Annotated in this window: 22 protein-coding genes; 17 read left to right on the top strand and 5 right to left on the bottom strand. The window is 59.4% G+C overall.

Annotation, left to right across the window (positions count from 1 at the left end; all coding sequences use genetic code 11):
* The first annotated feature begins 44 nt into the window (after positions 1 to 44).
* From leuS to P792_RS29960, 9 genes are all read left to right on the top strand, one after another.
* The gene (gene leuS, locus P792_RS30000) at positions 45 to 2,642 is read left to right on the top strand and encodes a leucine--tRNA ligase (protein WP_023979040.1); all 2,598 of its coding nucleotides are present in this window, start codon (positions 45 to 47) and stop codon (positions 2,640 to 2,642) included.
* Between the two features lie 4 nt (positions 2,643 to 2,646).
* Positions 2,647 to 3,297 carry an LPS assembly lipoprotein LptE gene (locus P792_RS29995; protein WP_031240995.1) on the top strand — a complete coding sequence of 217 codons (651 nt, stop codon included), beginning with the start codon at positions 2,647 to 2,649 and terminating at the stop codon, positions 3,295 to 3,297.
* A 6-nt stretch (positions 3,298 to 3,303) separates the two neighbouring features.
* Positions 3,304 to 4,314, top strand: a complete 1,011-nt coding sequence (gene holA / locus P792_RS29990) for a DNA polymerase III subunit delta (protein ID WP_023979038.1) — start codon at positions 3,304 to 3,306, stop codon at positions 4,312 to 4,314.
* Positions 4,315 to 4,465: 151 nt separating this feature from the next.
* Positions 4,466 to 5,428: an ABC transporter permease gene (locus P792_RS29985; protein ID WP_031240993.1), complete on the top strand. Its 963-nt coding sequence runs from the start codon at positions 4,466 to 4,468 to the stop codon at positions 5,426 to 5,428.
* Entirely contained in the window at positions 5,425 to 6,405 is a 981-nt protein-coding gene (locus P792_RS29980) for an ABC transporter permease (protein ID WP_023979036.1), read from the top strand. The genes P792_RS29985 and P792_RS29980 overlap by 4 nt, the downstream gene beginning before the upstream one ends.
* Positions 6,395 to 7,396, top strand: coding sequence for an ABC transporter ATP-binding protein (locus P792_RS29975; RefSeq protein ID WP_023979035.1), 1,002 nt, complete (start codon positions 6,395 to 6,397; stop codon positions 7,394 to 7,396). Before P792_RS29980 ends, P792_RS29975 begins: the two co-directional genes overlap by 11 nt.
* The gene (locus tag P792_RS29970; RefSeq protein WP_023979034.1) at positions 7,393 to 8,325 is read left to right on the top strand and encodes an ABC transporter ATP-binding protein; all 933 of its coding nucleotides are present in this window, start codon (positions 7,393 to 7,395) and stop codon (positions 8,323 to 8,325) included. The genes P792_RS29975 and P792_RS29970 overlap by 4 nt, the downstream gene beginning before the upstream one ends.
* Before the next feature lie 247 nt (positions 8,326 to 8,572).
* The gene (locus tag P792_RS29965) at positions 8,573 to 10,186 is read left to right on the top strand and encodes a hypothetical protein (RefSeq protein ID WP_152530211.1); all 1,614 of its coding nucleotides are present in this window, start codon (positions 8,573 to 8,575) and stop codon (positions 10,184 to 10,186) included.
* Positions 10,183 to 10,953, top strand: a complete 771-nt coding sequence (locus P792_RS29960) for a glycosyltransferase family A protein (RefSeq protein WP_031240991.1) — start codon at positions 10,183 to 10,185, stop codon at positions 10,951 to 10,953. Before P792_RS29965 ends, P792_RS29960 begins: the two co-directional genes overlap by 4 nt.
* A gap of 35 nt (positions 10,954 to 10,988) precedes the next feature.
* Here P792_RS29960 and P792_RS29955 read toward each other — a convergent pair whose 3' ends face one another.
* Positions 10,989 to 13,295, bottom strand: a complete 2,307-nt coding sequence (locus P792_RS29955) for a TonB-dependent receptor (RefSeq protein WP_023979031.1) — start codon at positions 13,293 to 13,295, stop codon at positions 10,989 to 10,991.
* Positions 13,296 to 13,540: 245 nt separating this feature from the next.
* On the opposite strand from P792_RS29955, the gene P792_RS29950 reads away from it, so the two are divergent.
* The gene (locus P792_RS29950; protein WP_023979030.1) at positions 13,541 to 14,722 is read left to right on the top strand and encodes an SMP-30/gluconolactonase/LRE family protein; all 1,182 of its coding nucleotides are present in this window, start codon (positions 13,541 to 13,543) and stop codon (positions 14,720 to 14,722) included.
* A 674-nt stretch (positions 14,723 to 15,396) separates the two neighbouring features.
* On the opposite strand, the gene P792_RS29940 is transcribed toward P792_RS29950, so the two are convergent.
* The 4 genes from P792_RS29940 to minC all read right to left on the bottom strand — a co-directional run bounded on the left by P792_RS29940 (position 15,397) and on the right by minC (position 17,726).
* Positions 15,397 to 15,876, bottom strand: coding sequence for a YidB family protein (locus P792_RS29940; protein ID WP_408734841.1), 480 nt, complete (start codon positions 15,874 to 15,876; stop codon positions 15,397 to 15,399).
* Positions 15,794 to 16,066: a cell division topological specificity factor MinE gene (gene minE / locus P792_RS29935; RefSeq protein ID WP_023979027.1), complete on the bottom strand. Its 273-nt coding sequence runs from the start codon at positions 16,064 to 16,066 to the stop codon at positions 15,794 to 15,796. Before minE ends, P792_RS29940 begins: the two co-directional genes overlap by 83 nt.
* The gene (minD, locus tag P792_RS29930) at positions 16,063 to 16,878 is read right to left on the bottom strand and encodes a septum site-determining protein MinD (protein WP_023979026.1); all 816 of its coding nucleotides are present in this window, start codon (positions 16,876 to 16,878) and stop codon (positions 16,063 to 16,065) included. The genes minE and minD overlap by 4 nt, the downstream gene beginning before the upstream one ends.
* 110 nt (positions 16,879 to 16,988) lie before the next feature.
* Entirely contained in the window at positions 16,989 to 17,726 is a 738-nt protein-coding gene (gene minC / locus P792_RS29925) for a septum site-determining protein MinC (protein WP_023979025.1), read from the bottom strand.
* A gap of 132 nt (positions 17,727 to 17,858) precedes the next feature.
* Between minC and P792_RS29920 the strand changes: the two genes are divergently transcribed.
* The 7 genes from P792_RS29920 to P792_RS29895 all read left to right on the top strand — a co-directional run bounded on the left by P792_RS29920 (position 17,859) and on the right by P792_RS29895 (position 24,299).
* Positions 17,859 to 18,527, top strand: a complete 669-nt coding sequence (locus P792_RS29920; RefSeq protein WP_023979024.1) for a glutathione S-transferase family protein — start codon at positions 17,859 to 17,861, stop codon at positions 18,525 to 18,527.
* 17 nt (positions 18,528 to 18,544) lie between these two features.
* On the top strand, positions 18,545 to 19,723 hold the full coding sequence (locus P792_RS29915) for an aminoacetone oxidase family FAD-binding enzyme (protein ID WP_023979023.1): 1,179 nt from the start codon (positions 18,545 to 18,547) through the stop codon (positions 19,721 to 19,723).
* A 99-nt stretch (positions 19,724 to 19,822) separates the two neighbouring features.
* Positions 19,823 to 20,359, top strand: a complete 537-nt coding sequence (locus P792_RS29910) for a type 1 glutamine amidotransferase domain-containing protein (protein ID WP_031240988.1) — start codon at positions 19,823 to 19,825, stop codon at positions 20,357 to 20,359.
* 84 nt (positions 20,360 to 20,443) lie between these two features.
* Entirely contained in the window at positions 20,444 to 20,689 is a 246-nt protein-coding gene (locus tag P792_RS0119185) for a hypothetical protein (protein ID WP_031240987.1), read from the top strand.
* A 162-nt stretch (positions 20,690 to 20,851) separates the two neighbouring features.
* The gene (locus P792_RS29905; RefSeq protein WP_031240985.1) at positions 20,852 to 22,084 is read left to right on the top strand and encodes a DNA recombination protein RmuC; all 1,233 of its coding nucleotides are present in this window, start codon (positions 20,852 to 20,854) and stop codon (positions 22,082 to 22,084) included.
* Between the two features lie 48 nt (positions 22,085 to 22,132).
* Entirely contained in the window at positions 22,133 to 22,858 is a 726-nt protein-coding gene (locus tag P792_RS29900) for a response regulator transcription factor (RefSeq protein ID WP_035439996.1), read from the top strand.
* Positions 22,845 to 24,299: a HAMP domain-containing sensor histidine kinase gene (locus P792_RS29895; protein ID WP_023979018.1), complete on the top strand. Its 1,455-nt coding sequence runs from the start codon at positions 22,845 to 22,847 to the stop codon at positions 24,297 to 24,299. The genes P792_RS29900 and P792_RS29895 overlap by 14 nt, the downstream gene beginning before the upstream one ends.
* Positions 24,300 to 24,335: the final 36 nt, after the last annotated feature.

The following is a 24,335-nucleotide window of genomic DNA, read 5'->3' as shown; positions in this document are numbered from 1 at the left end:
CCCCGCTCTGAAGATCACGTGACACGAACAGACGACAGAAGATCATGACGGAACAAGAGACACTCGGCTACGATTTCGGCAAGGCTGAGCCTAAATGGCAGGCGAAATGGGACGGCGTGCGTGCCTTCGCCGCTGATGACCATCCTGCTGCCGACAAGCCGAAATATTACGTGCTCGAGATGTTTCCGTATCCGTCGGGTCAGCTCCATATGGGCCATGTGCGCAACTATGCGCTGGGCGATGTGGTGGCGCGCTACAAGCGCGCGCGTGGTTTCTCGGTTCTGCATCCCATGGGCTGGGATGCGTTCGGCCTCCCGGCAGAAAATGCAGCGCGTGAGCGCGGTGTGCATCCGGGGCAGTGGACGCTGGACAACATTGCGGCCATGCGCGGCACGCTGCAGCGCCTCGGTTTCTCGCTGGACTGGGAGCGTGAGATCGCCACCTGCCTGCCGGAATATTACGGGCATCAGCAGAAGCTGTTTCTGGATATGTGGCGCAAGGGTCTGGTCGAGCGTCGTGAATCCTCGGTCAACTGGGACCCTGTGGACAACACGGTGCTCGCCAATGAGCAGGTGGTTGACGGGCGTGGCTGGCGTTCGGGTGCGCTGATTGAGAAAAAGCGCCTGTCGCAGTGGTTCCTCAAGATTACGGATTTTGCAGCACCTCTGCTTGAAGGCCTCGACAAGCTTGATCGCTGGCCGGCACGTGTGCGCGTCATGCAGGAGCGCTGGATTGGCCGCTCGGAAGGCGCTCGTGTCCGCTTTGCGCTTCATGCACCCCCCGAAGGGTTCGACACAGACCTGGATTCGGTCGAGGTGTTTACCACCCGTCCGGATACGTTGTTCGGTATGAGCTTCGTCGCCATTGCCGCCGATCATCCGCTGGCTGCAAAGGTTGGTCAGGATAACGAAGCCGTACGCAGCTTCATCGAGGAATGTCAGCGTCTCGGTACGTCCGAGGAAGCAATCGAGGCAGCCGAAAAGCGCGGTATCGACACCGGGTTGCGTGTCAGCAACCCGTTTGCGCCTGACGAGACCGTGCCGGTCTGGATCGCCAATTTCGTTTTGATGGAATATGGCACAGGCGCTGTGTTCGGTTGCCCCTGTGGCGATCAGCGCGATCTTGATTTTGCCCGTAAATATGACCTTCCGGTGCGTCCGGTCATTCTGCCGACAGGCCAGCAGCAGGCTGGTTTTACGGTGGGCAAGACCGCCGTCACGGGTGAGGGCACGCTCATCAATTCCGGCTTCCTCGACGGACTGGATATTGTCGAAGGCAAGCGCAAGGCTATCGAGCGTCTCGAGGGTATGGGGATCGGCCGTGGCGTCGTGAACTGGCGTCTGCGTGACTGGGGTATCTCGCGCCAGCGTTACTGGGGCTGTCCGATACCGGTCATCCATTGCGACAGCTGTGGTGCAGTGCCTGTGCCGGACGACCAGTTGCCGCTGAAGCTGCCCGAGGATGTCACCTTCGACCGCCCCGGTAATCCGCTCGATCACCATCCGAGCTGGAAGCATGTGGACTGTCCGCAATGCGGCGCCAAGGCACGTCGTGAAACTGACACATTCGATACATTCGTCGATAGCTCATGGTATTTCGCGCGCTTTACGGCGCCCCATGCCAGCACCCCGACGGACCCGATTGCGGCGGATAGCTGGCTGCCGGTCGATCAGTATATCGGCGGTATCGAACACGCGATCCTGCATCTGCTTTATGCGCGCTTCTTCACGCGTGCCATGCACGAGACGGGTCATTTGAATGTCGATGAGCCGTTCGATGGTCTCTTCACCCAGGGCATGATCACCCATGAGAGCTACCGCGATGAGAGCGGCTGGCTCGCGCCTGAGGACGTGGTGCGCTCGGGCGAAGGCTATGTGCGTCGTGACAATGGCCAGCCCGTGCAGCTCGGTCGCCTGGAGAAGATGTCGAAATCCAAGCGCAATACGGTTTCGCCTACGGCGATTATCGAGCGCTTTGGTGCGGATACGGCGCGCTGGTTCGTTCTGTCCGACAGCCCGCCAGAGCGCGATATGGAATGGACCGAGTCCGGCGTTGCCGCTTCAGCCCGTTTTGGTCAGCGTCTCTATCGTCTGGTGCAGAATGTCGCGGCGCAGGTGCCGCAGGAAGCGCTCTTCACTGAGGGCGGTCGCGGCCTGCGTCAGGCCACGCATCGCACCATCAAGGCTGTGACCGAGGCGCTTGAGGGCTTCACACCTAATGTCGCCGTGGCGCGCCTGCACGAATTGAGTGCTGCCCTGTCGGAGGCCGAGAAATCGACCGAGGACGGTATTGGCGCAGCCCGTCGCGAGGCCGCTCTCTCACTTGCCTTGCTTGTCGCACCCATGATGCCGCATCTGGCGGAAGAGATGGTGGCTCTGCTTGAACCCGAGGGGGCTATGGTTGTCGAGCGCGCATGGCCAGGAGCGCTGGACGCGTTCCTCACGCGTGACAGCATCACGCTGGGCGTACAGATCATGGGAAAGCTGCGTGGCACGATCGAGGTGCCACCCGACGCGCCGTCTGACATGGTTCTTCCGCTGGCCGAGGCCGAGCCGAATGTGGCGCGGATACTGGAAGGCAAGCGTATCGTCAAGCGTATCCACGTGCCCAACCGTATCGTCAATTTCGTAGTGACAGGCTGAACCGATGCGTCGTCTTATCCTGCTTGCTTCTCTGGCTCTGAGCGGTTGCGGGTTTCAGCCGCTTTATGGAAGCAACGGAGATGGCGGCGTCCGCGTGATGCACGAGATGCAGCGTATCTATGTCTCCAACATCCCCGAGCGCCAGGGGCAGGAATTGCGGCTCGCACTTCAGGAGCAACTGGGCAGTGGCAGCACCAAGGCACCAGACGGCTACACGCTCAATGTGAGCTATGGCGTCAATGCGTCGGTTATTGATATCCATAGCGATAACACTGCCGGTCGTTATCGCGAACTGGGTACGGCGCACTGGCGCCTCTATACCGTAGAGCCCTCCCCGAGATTCCTGGCTGAAGGCGACGTGAACGAGCTTGATGGTTTCAATGCGACCTTCGAGCAGTATCTCGCACAGACCCTCAATGACGAAACTGTGCGGGCCCGTATTGCCCAGACCCTCGCGGGATCAATCCGTCAGCAGATTGCCATCTGGTTCAAGACCCAGATCAAGCCATCGCGTAATAATGCAGCGGATCTGCCTTCCTATTTCGATCCAAACGCCATGCCGACCCAGAATGGCCAGCCTTACGAGAAGGCAGGCCCTGATGGCTTCCCGGCTGCGGCAACGGGGCGTACGGATCTCAACAGTACGGATAACTGATCGCGCATGAAGATCGATGCCCGCTCGACCTCCCGCACACTGGCTGAAATTGGCCGGTGGCGCGGGGTCCTGCTCTATGGTGATGATCTTGGCCTGATACGCGAGCGGGCCGCCCAGTGCGTCAAGCTGGTGGCGGAGTCTCTGGATGACCCGTTCCGTGTGGCAGTGCTCGATCAGGACCAGCATGGTCGCCTCGAAGAGGAGATGGGCGCGCTTTCACTGATCGGGGGGCGTCGTGCCATATGGGTGCGCGATGCACAGGACGCGGTGTTGCCCAGAGTCATGGCGGCGCTTGCGATCGACAGCGATACGGTTCTGGTCATCGAAGCACCAGGGCTTGCCTCACGCGCGAAGCTGCGAACCTCGCTTGAAGCCCATGCCGCGATTGCCGCCATCGGTTGCTATCCGGAGGAGGGTAAGACCCTTATTGCCTCACTGGCGGATCTCTTTCGAGAAGCCTCGGTTACGATCGACCGCGACGCCCTGTTCTGGCTTTCTTCTGTCATGGGAGCCGACCGGGCAGCCATACGGAGCGAGGTCGAGAAGCTTGTTCTTTTTGCCGGGGAAGGTGGCCGCCTGACGCTCGACGACTGTCAGGAATGTATCGGTGATTCTGCCAGTGCCACGCTGGATGATGCGACAAGCGCTGCGATGGCTGGTGATCGAACCATTGCTGACATTGCGCTGGAGCGTGCGCTTGCCGATGGTTTGTCTCCCATTGCTCTGGCGCGCGCCTGTCTGTCGCTCATGAACCGGTTGCTGCGGGTGCTGGACTGGATGGATGAGGGCAAGTCGCGTCAGGAAGCCATGAAAATGCTTCGCCCCCCGGTGTTTTTCAAGAAAACCGAGAGCTTCACCAAAGCCCTTGAGCGCTGGGATCGCACAGGTCTCAGGAGAGCCTCCGATGCCGTGCAGGGTTTCGAGCTGGCTTGCAAGCAGACGGGCAGCCCCGATCTGGCGCTGTCACGTCGTCTGATTGCCCAGCTTTGTCTCGGGCCGCGATCATTCCAGCGTTGAAATCATCGCGTCGTTTTGCCACGATCGGTGCGATGAAGATTTTGACCTGCGACCCAGAAGCGATTACGGCGACCGGCACGCTGCCGGCTAGCCCGCTGATGTCAATCGCAGGGCAGCTCATTCCGCCGCCGCATGCGCGCTTGCACAGGCAATGAAAAACACGAGAGGCTCAGCCCTTTGGCACGGGAATATCGCGGTGTTGCTGGCGATGGGTGCCTTGCTTCTTCTGGTGCTTGGCGCGGTCGCCGCGCCGCTCTATGCGCGAGCCGTTGGGGTCGATGCAATGGCTTCCAATCTGGCCGGCACCGTCATGCGCAACGGGCATGCGCAGGACATCATGCAGGCCAATGACAACCCCCTCCACCTGGGCCTCTCGCCCATTGGTCCGTCATGGCGTTGGGGACCTTATGCCCTTGGGGCCGATTCACAAGGGCGCGACATTGCTGCGAGGTTGCTTTACGGGGCGCGATCTTCGCTGGTCATCGCTTTTTCAGCCGCTTGTCTGTGCCTGATCGCCGCAACGTTTTGCGGTCTGGCGGCCGGATATTGTGGGGGATGGGTCGATCTGATCCTGTCGCGCGCGCTCGATATTCTCTGGGCGGTGCCGGTTTATCTGTTCGCCATTAGCCTCAGCGTGGTGACAATCGGCCATGATCTCTCCTTTGGCCCGATCCACTTGCGGGCAGATTCACTTCTGCTGCCTGTTCTGATCATTGCACTCATTTACGTGCCCTATGCGGCGCGGCCCATCCGGGCCCGGACGAAAAGCCTGCAAAATGCCGGCTTCGTTCTGGCTGCGCGTGGGCTGGGGGCGTCGTCATTGCGCATCATTCTGCGCGAAATCCTGCCCCTGCTGGCGGAAACCGTCTTTGTGCTGGCACCGCTCATCATGGCGCTTTGCCTCCTTGCGGAGTCCGCGTTGTCTTTTCTCAGCCTCGGTGTGCAGGCTCCTGCCGCCTCGTGGGGGAGCCTTATTCATGATGGCGAAGGATTGATCTACAGCCGCCCGGTCGTCGCCATTGCGCCGGGATTGGCCATCATCGTGACTGTTCTGGCCCTGAACACGCTGGGTGACGCTGCGCAGACGGCGTTGCGCAGGCGGGGCGGCAGATGAGGGGCTTTCTCTCCCGCCTCGGGCAGATGCTACTCGTGCTGTTCGGTATTTCGATACTCGTGTTTGCCGTGTTTTTCGCAACACCGGGGTCGGACCCCTCAGCCCGCATTGCGGGGCGCGGCGCGAGCCCGGAGGTGATCGAACGTGTTCGCCATGCCTATGGCTTCGATCGCTCGCTACCTGTCCGTTATCTCACAATGATGGATCATCTGTTCATCTCGCGAAACCTGACCTCCTACGTCAATCACGGGCAGAATGTGGTTTCGGAGGTGTTTGCTGCTGCACCTGTCACGCTTTCGCTTGTGCTCTGGGCGGCGTTATTCTGGGTGAGTGGCGCGCTGGTGCTTGGTATCATTGGTGCGGCCTATCAGGGAGGTGCGCTGGACCGTCTCCTTTCTGTGCTGGCTATGGTTGGTTTGTCCGTCCCGGTTTTCTGGCTGGGCGAGATGGTCAATCTGGTGAGCCAGAGCCGGTTGCATGACACCTGGCTGTTCCGTTGGGTGCCCCCACTGGGCTATGTGCCACTCTCCACAAGCGTTCTTGGCTGGACGAAATGTCTGATCCTCCCGGGTCTGACGCTCGCTGTTGCTTTCATCGGCCTTTACAGTCGGGTTCTGCGCTCGGACCTGCTTTGTGCCATGCAGGAAGACGCGCTGCGCACGGCACGTGCGAAAGGGGCAGGGCCGTGGCGCCTCTGGTTCTTCCACGCCTTGCGCCTTTCCGGTCTGAGCGCGCTTTCATTGTTCGGTCTCGATTTCGCCCAGTTGCTCGGGGGCGGTGCCCTGTTGACGGAAGTCGTGTTTGCGCTGCCCGGTGTCGGGCATCTGACCTATCAGGGCCTGAGCACACTGGATCTGCCGCTTATTATGGCAACCGTGCTCTATGCGGCATTTTTCGTGGTGGTCGCCAATGCCCTGATCGACGGGCTGTATCGCCTGCTCGACCCGCGCATCGGGGGAGGGAAAAATGGGCACTGAGCCGCTTTTGTCCCTGCGCAACCTGCGCTTGAAACACCCCAGAGCCGGCTATCTGCTCGATGACGTGACCCTCTCGCTGCAGCGCGGTCAGATCCTCGGGGTCGTGGGAGAATCAGGCTCGGGCAAAAGCCTGACCGGGTTGAGTGTGCTCGGGTTGCAACCTCCCGGCATCCTGTCCGGTGAGGTGATTTTCGACGGGCAGGATCTGCGATCCCAGACCGAGAGAGCGTGGCAGCATTTTCGCGGCAGGCGGGCCGCTATGATCTTTCAGGATCCGATGACGGCTTTTCTGCCGGTTCGGCGTATTGGTGCCCAGATCGCCGAGCAGATCAGGCTGCACCAGCTTGTATCGAAACGCGAGGCGAATGAGCGTGTGGTGACACTGCTAGGGCGTATGGGCGTACCGTCTCCCGCACAAACCGCTTCGCGTTTCCCGCATGAACTGTCCGGCGGGCTGCGCCAGCGCGCCATGATTGCAATGGCGGTATCCTGTGAGCCGGATCTGCTGATTGCTGATGAACCGACAACCGCACTTGATGTCACGGTTCAGGCGCAGATTCTGGCGTTGCTGCGTGAGATTGGCGCGCGTGAGGCCAGTGTCATGCTGATCACCCATGATATGGGGGTGGTGGCGCAAAGCTGCACGCATGTTGCCGTTATTTACGCCGGGGTCGTCATCGAGACCGGCCCGGTGTCGGCTGTTCTCTCGGCCCCGCGCCATCCCTATACACGGGCCCTGTTGCAGGCCATACCACCGCTCGAAGGACCGCGCCCGGCCAGACTGCCCGTGATCGAGGGCGCTCCTCCCTCGCCACAGACACGACCCAGCGGGTGCGTTTTCGCGCCGCGCTGCCCCCATGTCATGCAGCCATGTGAGGTACGCCCGGCGATGCGTCCCGTCATCGATGACGGATACGGGACTACGCTTGCCACCTCAGCCGAGGCGCAGAAAGAGGAGCGCCATGAGGTGGCTTGCGTGCTCTACGAATGACGGAACTGCTTCAGGCGCGTGATGTCGCCCGGACGTATCAGTTGGGGCGCGGCAGGACGCTGCGGGCCGTCGATGGCATCTCGCTCGCCCTGAAGCATGGAGAGAGCCTTGCCCTCGTCGGTGAGTCAGGTTGCGGCAAATCTACCCTGGGCCATCTCATGATGGGGTTTGATCGCCCCGACAAGGGAGAGATCCTGTTTGACGGGCAGGATATGGCGCAAATGGGGCGGCGCGCCCTGCGCGATCTGCGCAGCCATCTGCAGATGGTCTTTCAGGACTCTGGATCGTCCTTCAATCCGCGCTGGACAATCGGTAATACATTGGCGGAGCCGTTTCGCATCCATCGGCGTGAGTGGTCCACGGCCACATTGGCGGCGCTCCTCGAGCGCGTGGGCCTGTCGGCGGATTATCTGCCCCGTTATCCCGGTGCGCTCTCTGGCGGGCAGCGGCAGAGGCTGAACATTGCCCGCGCCATTGCGCTCTCACCGCAGGTCATCGTCGCGGACGAGCCTGTCTCGGCGCTGGACGTTTCCGTACAGGCACAGATTGTCAATCTGCTGCGCCAGCTTCAGGCCGAGATGGGTCTGGCCTGTCTGTTCATCTCGCATGATCTGGCGGTGGTGAGACAGATTTCGGACCGCGTGGCGGTGATGTATCTGGGCGCGATTGTCGAGGAAGGGGAGACGCTCGCCCTGCTTTCGCGACCGCTCCATCCCTATACAAGGGCGCTGGTAGAGGCTGTGCCTCAACCGGGCAAACCGCTGGCGGCGCCCTTGCAGGGCGATGTGCCAAGTCCTCTTTCCCCGCCACCGGGCTGTCGTTTCCACACACGCTGCCCGATTGCACGCCCCCGTTGTGCGATCGAGAGGCCGATCCTTACGGATTACGGAGCAGGGCGCCGGGCGGCGTGCCATTACCCTTTGGTCTGACTGAGGCTCACGCGTAACCCCGTCAAACAGGCAGCATGACAACAACCGGCTATAGCTTATCAGGCCTGCAAAACTGTCCGAACGGGTGGGTCCACCTCTCAGGTCTCAAATGTATGTCTTAAGCTTCGAACAACTGCGGCTTCGCCTCGGCGCGTTTCGGGTGCTAGACGGTAGCATTCAGCGCACGAGAGCTACTGAACTTACGCAGACGCGGATCGGCGCGTTAATTGAACGAGACGGTGAAACAATGGATGACGCCAGTCCCATCGCTGAGGGAAATCTTGCGATTGTGGCCTCTCTAAGCCGCGAATTGCGCGACGCTCGGAGGCAGATAGATAATTTGACGCTCCGGAACGTTGCCGATGCATCAATGATTGATGCGCAACAGACGGCATTGTCTTCCCTGCAAGCCCGGCTCGATGAGATTGACAATTCACTCGCGTGGTTCCTGGCCAGGAAAGTCCCCGTGCCACTGGCGCGTTTTGTACGCCGATCGGCGAAGCTCACATGGTGGACCCTGTCGCTAAGGCTTATAAAAGAAATACGTCGTCGTTCTTCGTTGTCGCTGGACGGCAAAGGCTTCGATTCTGAGCTCTCCAACGCGGCGACGAGCTTCCCAAACTTTAATCCTCACACTCTAGCCTTGGCCGAACAGAAGCTCTCGAAATTCGACGCTTTTGACCCAGAGCAGTATTTCGTGATGCACGGCGATATAAGGGGGACCGGGGTCACCGCCGCTTGGCACGCCGTAAGGTACGGGGCACAAGAGGGGAGAGCGTTGTTCCGCGACGAAGCTGTGGCACGTGCGGTGGGTGCTATAGATCAGCTCGTACCCAAAGCGTCTTCCTCGCCACTTCGTTTTCTGAGCGAATCTGTATATCCTCTACAGGTATATTGCAGCAGCCTAGCAAGCGGCCCCGTAAGAATGATCGCCAGAGAACTTGTCGCAGATCTCGCGATCATGGGCATCGCCGCTCAGCTTTTGGACGAAACGACCCCACCAGAGGCCAGCGCATCAGATAAGCTTATCATCGCGCCACATGAGTTCTTTTTCCTCGGTTCAGGCGCATGTTGGTTGAGAGAAGATATCTTGGCGCAAGCGTATCTGTTAAACACTGAGCCAGTGCAGACTCCCGGCTTCTCACGAGCGCTGCCCTATTTGCTTATGGCTCGGGGCGTTGTCGGGCTGAGCAGCCAGACGACACGCCTCTTGCAGCGCGCTGGCGTCGATGCAACCAGCTATGAACCCAGCCTCGTGGTTAAACCGCAAAGTATTACCGATGAGGATAGGGAGCATCCACTTTTCAAAACTTTGCCCCGGCGTGTGAAGGAGATAGCAGATCTGCTTGCACCCTGGAAAGAACGGGCCTTGGAGGTAAGTTTCATAGGCGAGAGTAGTCCGGCGCGGGAGCGTTTTTTTGCACGGCATGCTGCCTGCTTCGCGGCTTATGAAGCATTCATCTATTGTCGTCACAGACGGGTGGCCTGGTCGTCGCTTGATGGGGATGAAGTGCTACGAAGACTGAGAACTCATATCTTCGCGCATTCAAAAGTGGTCCTGAACATTGGGGCTGACGAATTTGGTGATGGTTTCCCGAGCGATATCGCCAGAGCGACGCTGCACGGCAGGGCGGTGCTTATATCGGATAGAGAGATCGATGCCTACGGCGTCGAAGCTGGGAAAAACTACTTTTTGGAAAACAAGAGACATATGCCTGATTTGTGTGAATGGCTGCTCAAGACAAGGGAGGGAGAGGAAGCCGCCAATCAAATACTCCAAGCAAACGACGAGATCTGTCATCGAAAAATGTCAGGTATACGAGAGGAACAATACTGCGCTTTCCTGGGGGGTGAGTTGTGACTCGTCGCGTAGAGAAAGAAGAGTTATTTGAGAAAACGCTTGCTGACGAATGCTCCCCTCGTGCAATCACGGTCGCAGTTAGCCTGTTCAACTATGGAAAATTTCTGCCTAGTTGTCTGGACTCCGTAAAAGCTCAGACTCATGGTCCAATCGAGCTAATCATTGTTGATGATCGCTCAGAAATAGACGATTCTGTGGGGACTGCCCGCAGATGGCTCGAAGAGAACTACGCCCGGTTTGAACGTGTTCTCCTGCTTCGTCATCTTCACAATCAAGGCCTTGCTCAAGCCAGAAACACGGCATTCTTACACGCCCGCACCGAGCGCGTTTTCGTTATTGACGCGGACAACGAAATCTATCCTCGCTGCCTAGGACGTCTTTCGGAGGCAATGGATGAATCGGGTTGCGAGGCGACTTATAGCCAGCTCGAACTCTTTGGTGATCAACGGCAACTGGGATACGGCGACATATGGTCGCCGGAAGGGTTTTATGAAGGCAACTACGTCGATGCCATGGCTCTTGTTTCCCGCAAAGCCTGGGCTGACGTAGGAGGCTACACCCATATCGAAGGGGGGTGGGAAGACTATGATTTCTGGTGCAAATTCGTTGAATGTGGCTTCACCGGAGGGTTTGTACCCGAGATCCTCGGCAGATATCGCGTACATGGCACCTCTATGCTGCGAAGCGAGACGGTATCACGCTACGCGAGCATCAATATTGAAATGAGTCTGCGGCACCCTTGGTTACGTTTGCCCCCGCTGGGCTAGGAATGTTCCGGATTAGCGAGGTTCTTCATCAATATTCAGAACCTCTGCGAAATACCGGTCAGGATGGTGCGACGCAGGCCGTATTGGGGTGCCCCGACGCCGATGCCTGATCCGTCGCGGATCTGGTAGCTCTTGTCGAACAGGTTCAGCACATCGAGACGCAGTTCGGTGCGCTTGAGGAATGGCACGCGGAACAGATCCTTAAAGGACTGGACCAACGAGAGGTTGAACGTGGCATAGATCGGGACAGAGCGGCCATTGGGCACCACACCATCGGCACGTAGGCCGCTACCATAGACCATCGAGGCTGAAACACGGGTGGGGTGGCCTGTGTGATAGAAAAAGGAATAGCTCCCCCCTGCGGATGCCGTCCAGCGCTGGTCATGATCGAGATGAATCCAGCGATTCTGGACATAGGCAAGATCCTCCGGGTCCATCGTCCACTGCGCGGTGGTGATGTCCTTACCGATTGCCCGAGACCAGGCCGCGTTGCCGTAGAGCGAGAGCGGGCCATGCTCGTAATTGGTCGAGAGTTCGTAGCCATTCACCTGCCCGCGACGATAATTGAACGCCGATAGGATGATCGGTGCGCCAAACTGACCTTCATCGATCATGTTTTTGGCAAGCTTCACATAGGCATCGAAAGAGGCGTGCCAGCCGGGCAGGATGGACTGCGTTACGCCAGCATCGAAGTAATGGTCGCGCTCCGCCTTGACCGTATTGTTCTGCAAGGTTTGCGGCTCGTTGGATGTGCCGACATATTTGCTGAGCGAGGTATTGGCGACGAGTTCGAAGGGCGGGGGGGTGAAATAGCGCGAATATCCGGCATGGAGCACACCACCCCGCCATGCGCGCCACACGATATTGATGCGCGGGCTGACCTGTTTCGAGTGCGTGTACTCATCGACACCGTCGAAGCGCAGACCGTAATTGATGGTCAGATCACGCACCGGGCGCCACTCATCCTGAGCGTAAAGCCCGTACATCCAGCCGGTGCGGCCGCTGCCGTCATGCACATTGGCGGTCGTGCCATCATAGATGGGTGTGCCGTCATCCTCGGCGCCCGTCTGCTGATAGACGATGGAATCCGTCTTGGAGCTGTTACGCTCGACATAGACCTGGTAACCGAAGCGCACAGTATGCTGGCGGTTGGCGTGCCATGTGACATCGGTTTGCGAGCCCGTCGAGAAAACCGAACGCGCTGCGTGCTGGCTGATTCCGTTATAGACCAGATCGCCCAGCGGATCGGGCGAGTAGCCGAGCGACGAGTAGCGGGTGATAACCGAACTCTGCAGGCTGACCTTGCCCATGTCCTTCTGGAGCGAGAGAATACCGAAATCCGTGATCTCTTTCTGGCGCTCGTTCAGGCTGGCGCTGTCCACGCTGCCATAAACCTGTTGTGACAGGGCAGAATCGAGAAAGCTCGGATTGGCAAACTGGCGTTGCTGACCCGGGTTGTTGGGGAGCTGATACTGAGCGTTCGACACACCTCCGGTGAGGCTGATACGGGTATTCTCATCGGCCGTGTAACGCAGATGACCGAGCGCATGATACTGGTTGCTCAGGTCGTGAATCGGGTTGAAGCTCGATGTCGGGTTTTCAACACCCACCCGATTATGCACGAAGTCACCGGTGGCAAAGAAATCCCATTTCCCGGCATGGCCCCCATATTGCAGCGACGGGAAGAAATAATCGCGCGCACCACCATAGATCGAGGCATCGCCACCCGGATCGGCGCTACCGTTCTTGGTGGTGATGTCGATCACGCCGGCTTGCAGAAAACCATATTCGCTGGGTAGCGCGCCGGTGGTGAGCGAGGCGGAATGGGCAAAGCGTGTCATCAACGCCTGACCGAAAACGCTCAGCCCTTCAGGAAGCTGCACGCCATCGAGGCGGAACTGGACCTCGTTGTGATCGCCGCGAACATGAATCTGGCCAAAGCTGTCCTGCGCGACGCCAGGTGCCTGAAGGAGCAGTGTGTTAAGCGGCGCATTATCGCCGCCCGGGTTATTCTCGATATCACGGCGGGTGAAGCGATAGGTTGTCGCACCCGTGGAGGATTGGAGCGAGGAGCGGATTTCATCGAGGCGCGCATTGACGATGATATGCTCTTCCTTCTGGGCGTTCACGCCCTGCGAAGCTGTATCACCTGTGTTGTCAAAGGAGGTTCTGGACGCTTGGTCGCTCGTTGGCGTGCCAGACTGGGTTGTCACGGGCGTCACAACCGGGGTCGTCGTGGTTGGGGAGGGCACTGCAGTCTGAGCGTGAACGGGCGTGGTGAGCGCCAGAACCGAGCATGACAGAAACAGGCTGGACGACCACAGGGATCGGGATGACATCATGACTACCCAACAGGTTGAAGACGGAACAAATCGCCTTCGTTCCTATTCTGTATGATATAACATAACAACTCTTTCTTAATCTCCGTCTACCGGCTCTGTTGCGAACTGTGACAAATTGGCGACAGGTGAGGGGGGTAGCCAAAGGGGGATTCAGCCCCTTATGAAAAGCATTTTAAGGACGAAGCCGCACCCGTCGCATAGCGTTTCAAGCAAGTCGTCCCGTCCTGATCGAGGTGAATCCTGCCATGAAACGCCGGTCCTTTCTTTCTGCTGCTTCCGTTGCACCGCTGCTGGGGGTGGCTGGTCCGGCCCTTGCCTCAGGCAATGCCGATGATGGGACGAGTTCGAGCGGTGAGTTCGACATTGTCGCCAAGTTTGTTGGACCGGGGCCATCTGGCGTTGCCGTGCTGCCCGATGGCCGCATGTTCGTCAGCTTTCCGCGTCACGCCGATAACCATGCCGGTGCCACACTGGGTGAGGTCAAGGGGGGCGTGGTGGTGCCCTATCCGTCAGCCGAGCTCAGCCTCCCATCCGACAGGGCCCCGGCAGATCGCCTGATGTCTGTCCATGGCATCGCCCATGATTCTGCCGGACGGCTATGGGTGATCGATGATGGCAAACTTGCGGGCCACGACATTCCTGAAGGGGCGGCCAAGATTGTTTGCATCGACCCGGTTAGCAACCGCGTCACGCACAAGATCCTGCTCAAATCCCCGGTCATGCTGCCGAACAGTCATATGAATGATCTGCGCGTTGCCCTGTCGGTCGGTGCCAAGGGAACCGTCTTCGTGACGGATTCCTCATTCGGCGATGAGCCTGCCATGATTGTTGCAGATATTGCCACTGGCCAGACCAAGCGGGTTCTGGCGCATCATGTTTCGACCCAGGCCGTACCGGGGTTCATGGCAATTGTGGAAGGAGAGCCCAGACGCTACGTGCCGCATCATCCCCAGATGGTGTCAGGGGGGGCGGATGGTATTGCCTTGCTGCCTGACGAATCCCGCCTGTATTACGCACCGCTGACAAGCCGGCGCCTTTACAGCATACCGACGCGCACACTGGCCGATCAAAGCCTGTCGGATGAGGCCTTGGCTGCCCAGATACGGGATGAGGGCGAAAAGGGCACAGCCGATGGCCTATGTTTCGATCAGCATGGCCGGCTCTACACCACGAATTACGAGCATGATTGCATCCTGCGCCGTGACTCCGACGGGTCGTTTGCGATGGCTGTCAGGGATGCGCGTATCCTGTCACCTGATGGCATCTGTGCCACGCGTGACTGGATCTATTGTACGCTTGGGCAGTGGAATCGCCTGCCGTCATTCAATGAGGGCCATAACCGGCGTGAGCCGCCTTATCTGCTGATCCGTTTTCCTGTCGAGCCGCTCACGCCCCTCGATGCGCTTCCGGCTTCTTCACAGCGATAAGGTTTCTCGAACGCTGCGGCGACTCCTACAGTCAGGTAGCTCAGCAAAGTTGAAGATTGATACGGGACAGGCGAGGACGGAAGCGGGTAGAGCGGCGAGGAGCAGGTAAACATGACGCAGGAGATGCTGTGATGGCTTTGGCGGTTTTCCTCACACTCTGGTCCATGTTGGCCGTATCTCGCGGAACGTCCACAGCAGAATTTCTGGGTCATCTGATGGTCGTCCTGCCTGCCGCGTTGATAAGCCGGATCACACCCCTGTACGGGCTCGCCATGGTTATCGGTTTGTGTCTCGGGAGCATGATTATTTGGTATGGGCAGCGCGACATAATGCGTACTACCGCCAGTGCTCTCCCGGAGGTTGTTACCTGGCTAACGACGTTTGAGGTAAGCATCTGGCTCGATGCAATGATCATGCTGGCCAGGGTTGCGAGCCTGGCACGGTTGCGACTTCTCAGTTCTCTCGCCAGGGCAGCCTCGATGCATTTCATGGCGCGATTGGGTATGTCCATGAGGCAGAGAAGTCCCCGGAGCGATTGACCAGGCGGCAGGTCAGGTCGGCTGCCGGTGGTCTGAAGCGCGGTGGATAAAGACCGTGAACGGCAAAACAGCCGGATCGATATCCGACCCGGCTGCTTATCAGACCATACTGTCTGGTGAAGTAATGGCGGGGCCTCAGCCTGCGGCTGGGGGCTGATCCTGCTCACTTGTGTGGTGATCCACCACGCCAGGCAGGAACTGTGCGAGCGCCGGGAGCAATGCACCGGCAGGGAGACCTGTCTTTGAAACGAGCATCTGAATCTGATCGTCGGTGAGCAGGGCGCGCAGTTCGTCCGCAGAGATCGGCAGGTTTTCACCGGAGCCAATCCACGACCTTACCTTGTCCTCAAGACCGGCCTTGCGGGCCTGCTCGACGAGGGTCTGGATACCCTGCTCGCTGGTGAGATACTCACCGATACTGCCGCCCAGCTTTTCCTTGAGCTTGTCACCCATGGACCCAAGCGCAGAGTTGATCATCGACCCAAAAAAACCGCTCAATCCCTGTCTCCAGTCTTGACGCTGGCCTGTAAATTCAGGCCGAGCGTCGTGTTTCCTTGTCGATTTGCGGCATCTCGATATCGATTTCAAGCACCGAACATCCGTCGAGGCCGCCATCGAGCTTGACCTGAACCTTGTCCTGATCGACCGCCACATGGCGCTTGATCACCTCAAGGATCTCGCGATGTAACTGGCTGATCAGTTCAGAGTTGCCATTACCGGAACGCTCATGCGCCAGAAGGATCTGAAGGCGGTCACGCGCCACAGCGCCTGTATTGCGCTTGGTGAAAAGTCCGAACAGGCTCATGCGACCCTCTTCTTGAACAGCCAGTCGAGTATGCCCTTGCGCTCGATCGGTATCTGGATTTCGAGCTTCTCGCCCTGGAGGCGACGAGCCGCATCGAAATAGGCGCGCGCCGGGGCCGATTCAGGGTTCGAAAGGGTGACAGGAGCACCGACATTCGAGGCGCGCAGGACCTCTTCGCTCTCGGGAATGATGCCAAGCAGCGGGATGGACAGGATTTCGAGCACGTCTTCGGTGTTGAGCATCTCGCCCTTGGCGGCACGCGACGGGTCGTAGCGCGTCATCAGAAGATGCTTCTCGACCTTCTCGCCATTCTTCGCCTTCTCGGTCGTGCTGTCGAGCATGCCGATGATACGGTCGCTGTCACGCACGGAACTGACTTCGGGATTGGTCACGACGACTGCGATATCTGCATGGTACATGGCCATCTGGGCTCCACGCTCGATACCGGCGGGACTATCACAGATGATCCAGTCGAATTTCTCGCGCAGTTCGTCGATGACCTTGGCAACGCCCTCGGCGGTCAGTGCATCCTTGTCGCGTGTCTGCGAGGCGGGAAGGATGGAAAGGGTCTCAACGCGTTTGTCGCGGATCAGCGCCTGTGAGAGCTTGGCGTCGCCCTGCACCACATTGATAAAGTCGAAAACAACGCGACGCTCGGCACCCATGACGAGATCGAGATTACGCAGCCCGACATCGAAATCGATCACCACCACGTTCTGACCCGACTGGGCAAGCGCGGCACCCAGTGCTGCTGTCGTGGTCGTTTTGCCGACCCCGCCCTTACCGGATGTGACTACCAGCACCTTAGCCATGTGCGCTCCACCAAACTTCCATGAAACGATCGCGCGTTCGTCAGGCGACCAGAGACAATACTACTGACGAATAGGTTCGTGCCGCAATCACCAGATCGCAAATAGTTCCATCAGCCCAGTCGGGTGACGATCACGCGATCTTCGCTGAGGAGGGCCTGGGCCGACTGGTCATGAAGGTCGGGGGCAATCTCCTCGGCAATCATGTAAAACCCGTCGATAGCCAGCAATTCCGCCTGCATACGGCTGGCAAAGATGCGTGCGCCGGGCTGGCCGCCCACACCGGCGATGGCTCTACCCCGCAGCGCCCCGTAGATATGGATGGAGCCTCCGGCGATCAGTTCGGCCCCGGAGGCCACTGAGCCGATGATCACGATATCGCCATCCAGATGCATGATGCTCTGACCCGAGCGTATTGCCCGATCGATAATCAGGGTCTCGGCGCGTTGCGTCGGGGCCATAACGGGGGGAGGGGTATCGCCTTCGGCCTCGGGAAACTCGACGGCGCCGCTGGCTCTGCCGCCTCCAAGCGCGGCAGGCCAATTCCATTCCTTAAGCTGCACCCAGCTGCGATCGGCTCCCTCGATGCCGATCATATGTATCCCGCGCGCTTCCAGATCCTGCTGCAGGCTGTCCAGCCCCTCGGCCTCTGGCGCAAGAAGGCCGAGATCGAGAATGACGGGGCGACCGGCAAAGAAACCGACCGAGCGGGCGATCTGGTTATCCAGCCCCAGCAGCCAGTCGGCCAGCGGGGCCTCGGGTGACAGGACAAGGGCGAGAAAAGAGCGGCCACGCGCCCGGATACGCATGGGTGCAGTAGCGGCGGCAAGGTCGGTTTCAGCGCGGGTCATCTGGTCTGTCATGATCGGGGGACGCTCTGGGGAGACCCTGAGAGATCAGGATCGAAGATGGGGCAGAAAATGGCGCAAAGGAACGCTGCAGCTCTCTTGCTTCACGGCATGGCAGATGCGTAAGAATACTGCATGCGCATTTTGTATCATCTGCCGCTCTCGCCGCAAAGCCGTCAGGTCAGGCTCGTTCTTGCCGAGAAACGGTTACCCTATGAACCCAAGACCGAAAAGGTCTGGGAAAACCGTCCTGAATATCTCGCCCTGAACCCGGCGGGTGATGTCCCGCTTCTGGTGGAGGAGAACGGCCTTTCCATCCCGAACGCATGGGTGATCTGCGAATATCTTGAGGAGGCTTATCCCGACACGCCGCTCATGGGGCGCACCCTGGCAGAGCGCGTCGAGGTCCGTCGCCTCATGGCATGGTTCGAGGGCAAGTTCGGCCATGAAGTCTCGCGCAATCTTCTGGGTGAAAAGGTCGACAAGCGTCTGGCCGGGCGCGGTAATCCGGACGGAACGGCCCTGCGTGCGGGCTATGCCAATATGCGCTTTCATCTCGATTATATCGGGTGGCTGGCCGAAACACGCGCTTGGCTGGCAGGTAACATGCTCTCGATGGCCGATTTTGCGGCAGCAGCGCATCTGTCCTGCCTCGACTATATTGGAGATATCGACTGGTCGAAGGCACCTGCGGCCAAGGACTGGTATGCGCGCATGAAATCACGCCCAAGCTTCCGCTCCCTGCTTAATGACCGGGTCAACGGATTCAATCCGCCCGCGCATTACGCCGATCTCGATTTCTGAGCGACGCAGGGTATCAGATGGACAAGTTGTTTGATGCGGTCGTTCTCGGCGCCGGCGCTGCCGGGCTCATGGCGGCGGCGGCGGCCCACAAGGGTGGGGCGTCGGTGGCTATTCTCGACCATGCGTCCGAGCCCGGCCGCAAGATCCTGATTTCAGGGGGTGGGCGCTGCAATTTCACCAATCTGGATGCGCGCGCCGAGAACTTCCTTTCTGCCAATCGTCATTTCATGCGCTCCGCACTGGCAGGCTACACGCCGCGCGATTTTCTGGCTCTTGTCGAGCGCCACGGGATTGGCTGGCAGGAGAAGGCGGAAGGCCAGCTTTTCTGTGCCGAGTCGGCCCGTGACATCGTGACGCTGCTGCTGCGTGAGGCCGAGGGCTGCACGCTCTATCTCGACACGCGCATCCAGGCGGTCACAAAAGGCGAGACTTTTATCGTCAGGACAGACCGGGGTGAGATCGAAGGTCGCAATCTGGTGCTGGCAACAGGGGGGCTTTCCATCCCCAAGCTTGGTGCGACCGATCTTTCGCTGCGTCTTGCACGGCAATTCGGGCTGGATGTGGTGCCGACGGTGCCCGGCCTCGTGCCTCTTACGCTGGAAACGCCGCTGCCCGATCTTGCCGGCGTGTCGCTGCCTGTGCGCGCGAGCCTTGGCAAAACCGGCTTCACGGATGGGATGGTGTTCACCCATCGAGGTCTTTCCGGTCCCGCGATATTACAGATTTCCTCCTATCAGGACGGTCCGCTCGATGCGCCGCTGATCGACATGATGCCGGGCAAGGATGCCCGCGAGGCTTTGGGTGCCATCAAGAAGGCACGACCTCGCGCCGAGCCTGCCTCGCTGCTGGCGGACCTGCCGCAACGTCTGGCGCGTCATATTGCGGGGATCAGCCTCGCGGATGTGACCTGCACCCTTGCAAACTTGCCAAACAAACGCATCGTCGAGCTGGCTGCCCGGATTGCGTCCTGGCGACCCCGGTTGTCGGGTACAGAGGGTTACGCCAAGGCCGAGGTCATGAAGGGTGGGATCGATACGCGCGCACTGTCGTCCAAGACCATGGAGGCCCGCGATGTGCCGGGTCTCTTCGCGATTGGGGAAGCGGTGGATGTGACTGGCTGGCTTGGCGGCTATAATTTCCAGTGGGCGTGGTCGAGTGGCGTGGCCGCCGGCCGGGCGATTGCCGCAAAGCGCTGAGTAGCGAACCCTCGAGCCTGTGCAGCGTCATGGCAGAACATCATGCGCTGACAAGGCTCAATGCCGGGCTGTGGGCGCGTCGTATCAGGAGATCATCTCATGAATCCGTGCATTGCCATCCTCGCCACACATGGCGTTGAAGAATGTGAGCTTGTCCAGCCACGCCAGGCTCTTGAGGCAAATGGCTTCAGGACGCTGGTCGTCGCCCCAGAGAAAGGCACCATCCAGTCCATGAAGGGCGACGTGCACCCGGCCTCGACCATCGAGGTTGGCGCGACCATCGGCGAGGCTGCCGATATGGAGTTCGCTGGCATCCTTCTCCCTGGCGGGACAACGAATCCCGATGCGCTGCGTATCAACGAGGCCGCAATTGCGTTCCTGCGCGGGTTCGTTGCTCAGGGAAAGCCAATCGCGAGCATCTGCCACGGTGCATGGACCCTGATTGAGGCGGGTGGCGTCAAAAGCCGCACCCTGACGTCGTGGCCGTCACTTCAGACGGATCTGCTCAATGCCGGGGCAAACTGGGTTGATCGCGAGGTTGTGGTCGATGCCAATCTGGTCACATCGCGTAATCCCGACGATCTCCCGGCATTCTGCGAGGCGCTGGTGGCGCAATATCGTGACAAATCCGCCTGAAAACTGCCTTGTTTCTGCGTCGTTCTGGCCAACGAGAAAACCGGCGACTTTCAGAGCCGGGAGCAAACAAGAAAGGTGTAAACCATGACGAACCCGACAAACTTCAGACGTTCTGCCCGTGTTCTCGGCGGCCTTGCCGGATTGCTCATGCTTGCCGCCTGTGAGGGAACGGCGGCACCTGGCCCCACGCCGCCGGGTGCGCAGGTCGTTGGGTACGGCTATACCTGCAAGGCAGGTATCTATACCTGCAAGATGCCGACACAGGTGCCGCTGGGTAATCCATGTTCCTGCCCGGGTATTGGTGCCGCCTCCTACGGCAATATCCACTGATTCTGCCTGAAGGGCCTCTCTGCTGATTATCTGCATCAGGGAGGCTCTATCCCTGCTGTAATCAATCTGGCCGCCGCGGGCTGAGGTAGAAAGGCTTGCAGCGAAACACCTTCCGCTATTCCTATTTTGTTCCTATACAGGGGAGGTAAAGCGGAGCCGGATTTGTCGCAGGATTTCTTCAGTTTTTTCCCCTGGCTGGTGGCTGTCATCGCCCTGGCTATCTCGGTGTTTCTGTGGTCACGGCTCTCGCGCCGTGGCACTGACAGGGACCTTCTCTCACGCATCTACGTGCTGCTTGAGCGTGACGCAGCCGAACGCGGCAGCGAGAGTGAGTTCCATCGTAGTGCCCTGATCGAGACCGAGCGGGTTTTGTCCTCGCGTCTCGAACAGCAGCGTAGCGATATGAGCGATCGTCTGGCCGGGTTGAGTCATCGCCTCGGTCAGGAGCTTGCCGAGACACGGCTGGCTCAGGCGCAGATGCTGCGCGACATGATGCGTGAAAATGCTGAGCAGCTTGCCCAGATCCGGGCCTCTGTGAGTGAGCAGCTGCACGTCACTGTTGAAAAACAGATGCAGACCTCGTTCCAGCGTGTAGTCGAGCAGTTTTCAGCCATGCAGAAGGCCATCGGCGAAGTCTCCGCCGTGACAGCCCAAATTGGCGATCTGAAAAGGCTGTTTGGCAACGTCAAGACGCGTGGCGGTTGGGGTGAAGCCCAGCTGCGCGCGATACTGGACGATATTCTGCCCGCAGAATCCTACGACAGTAACTACCGGATCGGCGATGGTGGTGAGGTTGTGGAGTTTGCCCTGCGCATGCCGGTGCGCAGCGCCACGCCGCCGCGCCTAGCTATCGACAGCAAATTCCCCACCGAAGCCTATGAGCGTCTGATCGATGCGGTGGATCGCGCCGATCAGGCAGCAGAGCGTATCGCGCGGCGCGCGCTCGATAACGCGGTGCGTCTGGAGGCGCGCAAGATTGCCGAGAAATATATCCATCCACCGCTTACCGTCGAGTTCGCCGTGCTCTACCTGCCAACGGATGGGCTCTACATGGAGGTTGCGCGCATACCGGGGCTGATCGATGAGGTTGGGCGTGTGCACCGCGTTATCATCATGGGGCCTTCCCTCATTCCCGCCCTGCTGCGTACAGTCCATCTCGGATATGTGACATTGGCGCTGGAGGAACGCACGGACGCCATCGCACGGCTTCTGGGGCTCACCAGGCAGGAAATGCTGCGCATGGACGGTGTGCTTGAAAAACTCTCCCGTGGCGCAGGTGCCATGAGCAATACGATCGATGAGGCGAGGCGGCGCACCCGTGTTCTGGGGCGCAAGCTTCGTGGGCTTGACGGGCAGGGGCCGGGTGACGACCTTGAAACGCTGGATGAGCTTTAAGCTGAATTTTACTATCGAAGCGGGGCGGGATTAGGCAGAAATGACATCATGAAACCGGATCATAGTCTCTCTTCTGCTTCGCCAGAGCTGTCTGCAAAAACACGCATCCTGTTTGTTGAGGATGATGACACGCTTGCAAAAGAAGTTGTTGAGGAACTGGCCGCGCGCGGCTTTGCTGTCTCGCACGTTTCCACCGGTCAGGCCGGGCTCGAGGCAGCCACGAGCGACGCTTATGATCTGATGGTTCTTGATCGCATGTTGCCCCTGCTCGATGGGCTTTCAGTTATCGAGAAGCTTCGCAACCAGAACATCCACGCGCCTGTGCTTGTTCTGTCGGCACTCTCGGCCGTGGATGATCGCGTGACCGGTCTCAAGGCCGGTGGCGATGATTATCTCACGAAGCCTTTCGCCATGGATGAACTGGTAGCGCGCATCGAGGCCCTGCTGAGGCGGCCCAACGACACGCGCGCGACAATGCTGCGCGTCGGGCCGTTGGACATGGACCTCATCGACCGCACCGTGACCCGCGAAGGGCGGGAGATCGAATTGCTGCCGCGTGAGTTCCGCTTGCTCGAATATCTGATGCGCCGGCCGAACCAGGTGCTCACCCGCACCATGCTGCTCGAGGATGTCTGGAACTACCGGTTCATTCCCCAGACCAATCTGGTTGACGTGCATATCGGCAAGCTGCGTCGCAAGATCGATGCCACCGGTGAAACGCCGTTGATCCACAGCATCAGGGGATCGGGGTTCATGCTGCGTGTCGCTCTCTGACAATCCGCGCTTTGGCGTTTTCCGTACCGCGACCTTCCGTCTGACGCTGGCTTTCGTGGCCGCCATCATTGGCGGCATGGTGCTGCAATTCGTTCTGCTTTTCGTGCAGATGACGCATTTCGAGGCTGAGAGATCGAGCGGTATCCTGCATCGGGAGGCCGATGTACTGGTGCAGGAAACGCCCGAGCGTCTGGAATATCAGGTACGCGAGCGAGCAAGCAACGAACTGCGCGTGGTGATCAACTGGGCTGGATTGTTCGATGGTCACTATCACCATATCGCGGGTGACCTCAAAGCCTGGCCCGAGGGGCTGGAGGTTGATGGCAAGGTTCACCGCCTGACGCTCTCACCCACAGATGACGCGCCCTACGAGATGCGTTTTCTGGCGGTCAAGGTGCCGGGCGGTCGCATACTGGTGCTGGCCCATTCGCTGCACCTGTTGTCCGAACTTCACTACATGATACGTCGTGGCGCGCTGCTGTCGGTCTTCCCGGTCGTCATGTTTGCGCTGCTGACAGGTGTCGTGCTCAGCCATCGGGCGCTGGCCCGCGTCAAGACCATGCACGAGGCCATTGATCGCATCATGCAGGGCGATGTGCATGAGCGTCTGCCCGCAGCGCGCGAGAGGGATGAGCTTGAACGTCTGGCCGGTTCGGTCAACAGGATGCTCGACCGCCTCGAATACCTGATGGATGAGATACGCGATGTCGGCAACGATATTGCTCATGATCTGCGTACGCCTCTTACACGCGTGCGCGCCCGGCTGGAGCGTGCCACATCGAGCCCGCACGATGCCGATTATCTGAATTCGGTGATCGAGCGCGCCACGATGGACCTCGATCAGTGCTTTTCGGTCATTACGGCGCTGCTGCGTATTGGCGAGATCGAGAATGGCCGGCGTCGTGCCGGGTTTGGATACGTCAATCTTGCTGATCTGGTGGCGGACATTGTCGATCTTTACGAGCCGATTGCCGAGACCAATGGTCTCGTTCTGACCAATGCGGTCATGCCGGTTCTGCCATCTGCCGCATCGACCCGGCCGGGCGAGCGCGTGCCTGACCCGATGATCACATTCGGTGATCGCGATCTGTTGGTGGAGGTGCTGGCCAACCTGCTCGACAATGCGATGAAATTTACACCTTCGGGCGGGCGTGTCACGATTTCAGCCGTTCCCGGGCCGGGGATTATCCAGTTGCGCGTGGCCGATACCGGCATTGGTATTCCGGCAGCGGAACGAGAGGCGGTTCTCGGGCGTTTTTACCGTTCGGACAAGAGTCGCCATGTCCCGGGAAGCGGCCTCGGACTCAGCCTCGTCATGGCCATATTGAGGTTGCATGGGGTTGATCTGGCAATCGCGGATGGTGATGGAGCGGCCGAACGTCCGGGCTGTGCCTTTGAAATGGTGTTTCCAGTTTCGGAGTCGCCTGAAACAGCCTGCTGATATCGATGCCTGTCTTATGCCAGTCGAGAAAAACCT

Origin of the sequence: Asaia sp. SF2.1 (assembly GCF_000505765.1) — a bacterium.
Lineage (GTDB): Bacteria > Pseudomonadota > Alphaproteobacteria > Acetobacterales > Acetobacteraceae > Asaia > Asaia bogorensis.
The sequence above is the reverse complement of the archived record's forward strand: the minus strand, read 5'-3'. Positions and strand labels throughout refer to the sequence as shown.

Coding starts and splice junctions, on each gene's coding strand:
- leuS (WP_023979040.1), top strand. CDS start 45: ATGACGGAACAAGAGACACTCGGCTACGATTTCGGCAAGGCTGAGCCT.
- P792_RS29995 (WP_031240995.1), top strand. CDS start 2,647: ATGCGTCGTCTTATCCTGCTTGCTTCTCTGGCTCTGAGCGGTTGCGGG.
- holA (WP_023979038.1), top strand. CDS start 3,304: ATGAAGATCGATGCCCGCTCGACCTCCCGCACACTGGCTGAAATTGGC.
- P792_RS29985 (WP_031240993.1), top strand. CDS start 4,466: ATGAAAAACACGAGAGGCTCAGCCCTTTGGCACGGGAATATCGCGGTG.
- P792_RS29980 (WP_023979036.1), top strand. CDS start 5,425: ATGAGGGGCTTTCTCTCCCGCCTCGGGCAGATGCTACTCGTGCTGTTC.
- P792_RS29975 (WP_023979035.1), top strand. CDS start 6,395: ATGGGCACTGAGCCGCTTTTGTCCCTGCGCAACCTGCGCTTGAAACAC.
- P792_RS29970 (WP_023979034.1), top strand. CDS start 7,393: ATGACGGAACTGCTTCAGGCGCGTGATGTCGCCCGGACGTATCAGTTG.
- P792_RS29965 (WP_152530211.1), top strand. CDS start 8,573: ATGGATGACGCCAGTCCCATCGCTGAGGGAAATCTTGCGATTGTGGCC.
- P792_RS29955 (WP_023979031.1), bottom strand. CDS start 13,295: ATGATGTCATCCCGATCCCTGTGGTCGTCCAGCCTGTTTCTGTCATGC.
- P792_RS29950 (WP_023979030.1), top strand. CDS start 13,541: ATGAAACGCCGGTCCTTTCTTTCTGCTGCTTCCGTTGCACCGCTGCTG.
- P792_RS29940 (WP_408734841.1), bottom strand. CDS start 15,876: ATGGCGGCCTCGACGGATGTTCGGTGCTTGAAATCGATATCGAGATGC.
- minE (WP_023979027.1), bottom strand. CDS start 16,066: ATGAGCCTGTTCGGACTTTTCACCAAGCGCAATACAGGCGCTGTGGCG.
- minD (WP_023979026.1), bottom strand. CDS start 16,878: ATGGCTAAGGTGCTGGTAGTCACATCCGGTAAGGGCGGGGTCGGCAAA.
- minC (WP_023979025.1), bottom strand. CDS start 17,726: ATGACCCGCGCTGAAACCGACCTTGCCGCCGCTACTGCACCCATGCGT.
- P792_RS29920 (WP_023979024.1), top strand. CDS start 17,859: ATGCGCATTTTGTATCATCTGCCGCTCTCGCCGCAAAGCCGTCAGGTC.
- P792_RS29915 (WP_023979023.1), top strand. CDS start 18,545: ATGGACAAGTTGTTTGATGCGGTCGTTCTCGGCGCCGGCGCTGCCGGG.
- P792_RS29910 (WP_031240988.1), top strand. CDS start 19,823: ATGAATCCGTGCATTGCCATCCTCGCCACACATGGCGTTGAAGAATGT.
- P792_RS0119185 (WP_031240987.1), top strand. CDS start 20,444: ATGACGAACCCGACAAACTTCAGACGTTCTGCCCGTGTTCTCGGCGGC.
- P792_RS29900 (WP_035439996.1), top strand. CDS start 22,133: ATGAAACCGGATCATAGTCTCTCTTCTGCTTCGCCAGAGCTGTCTGCA.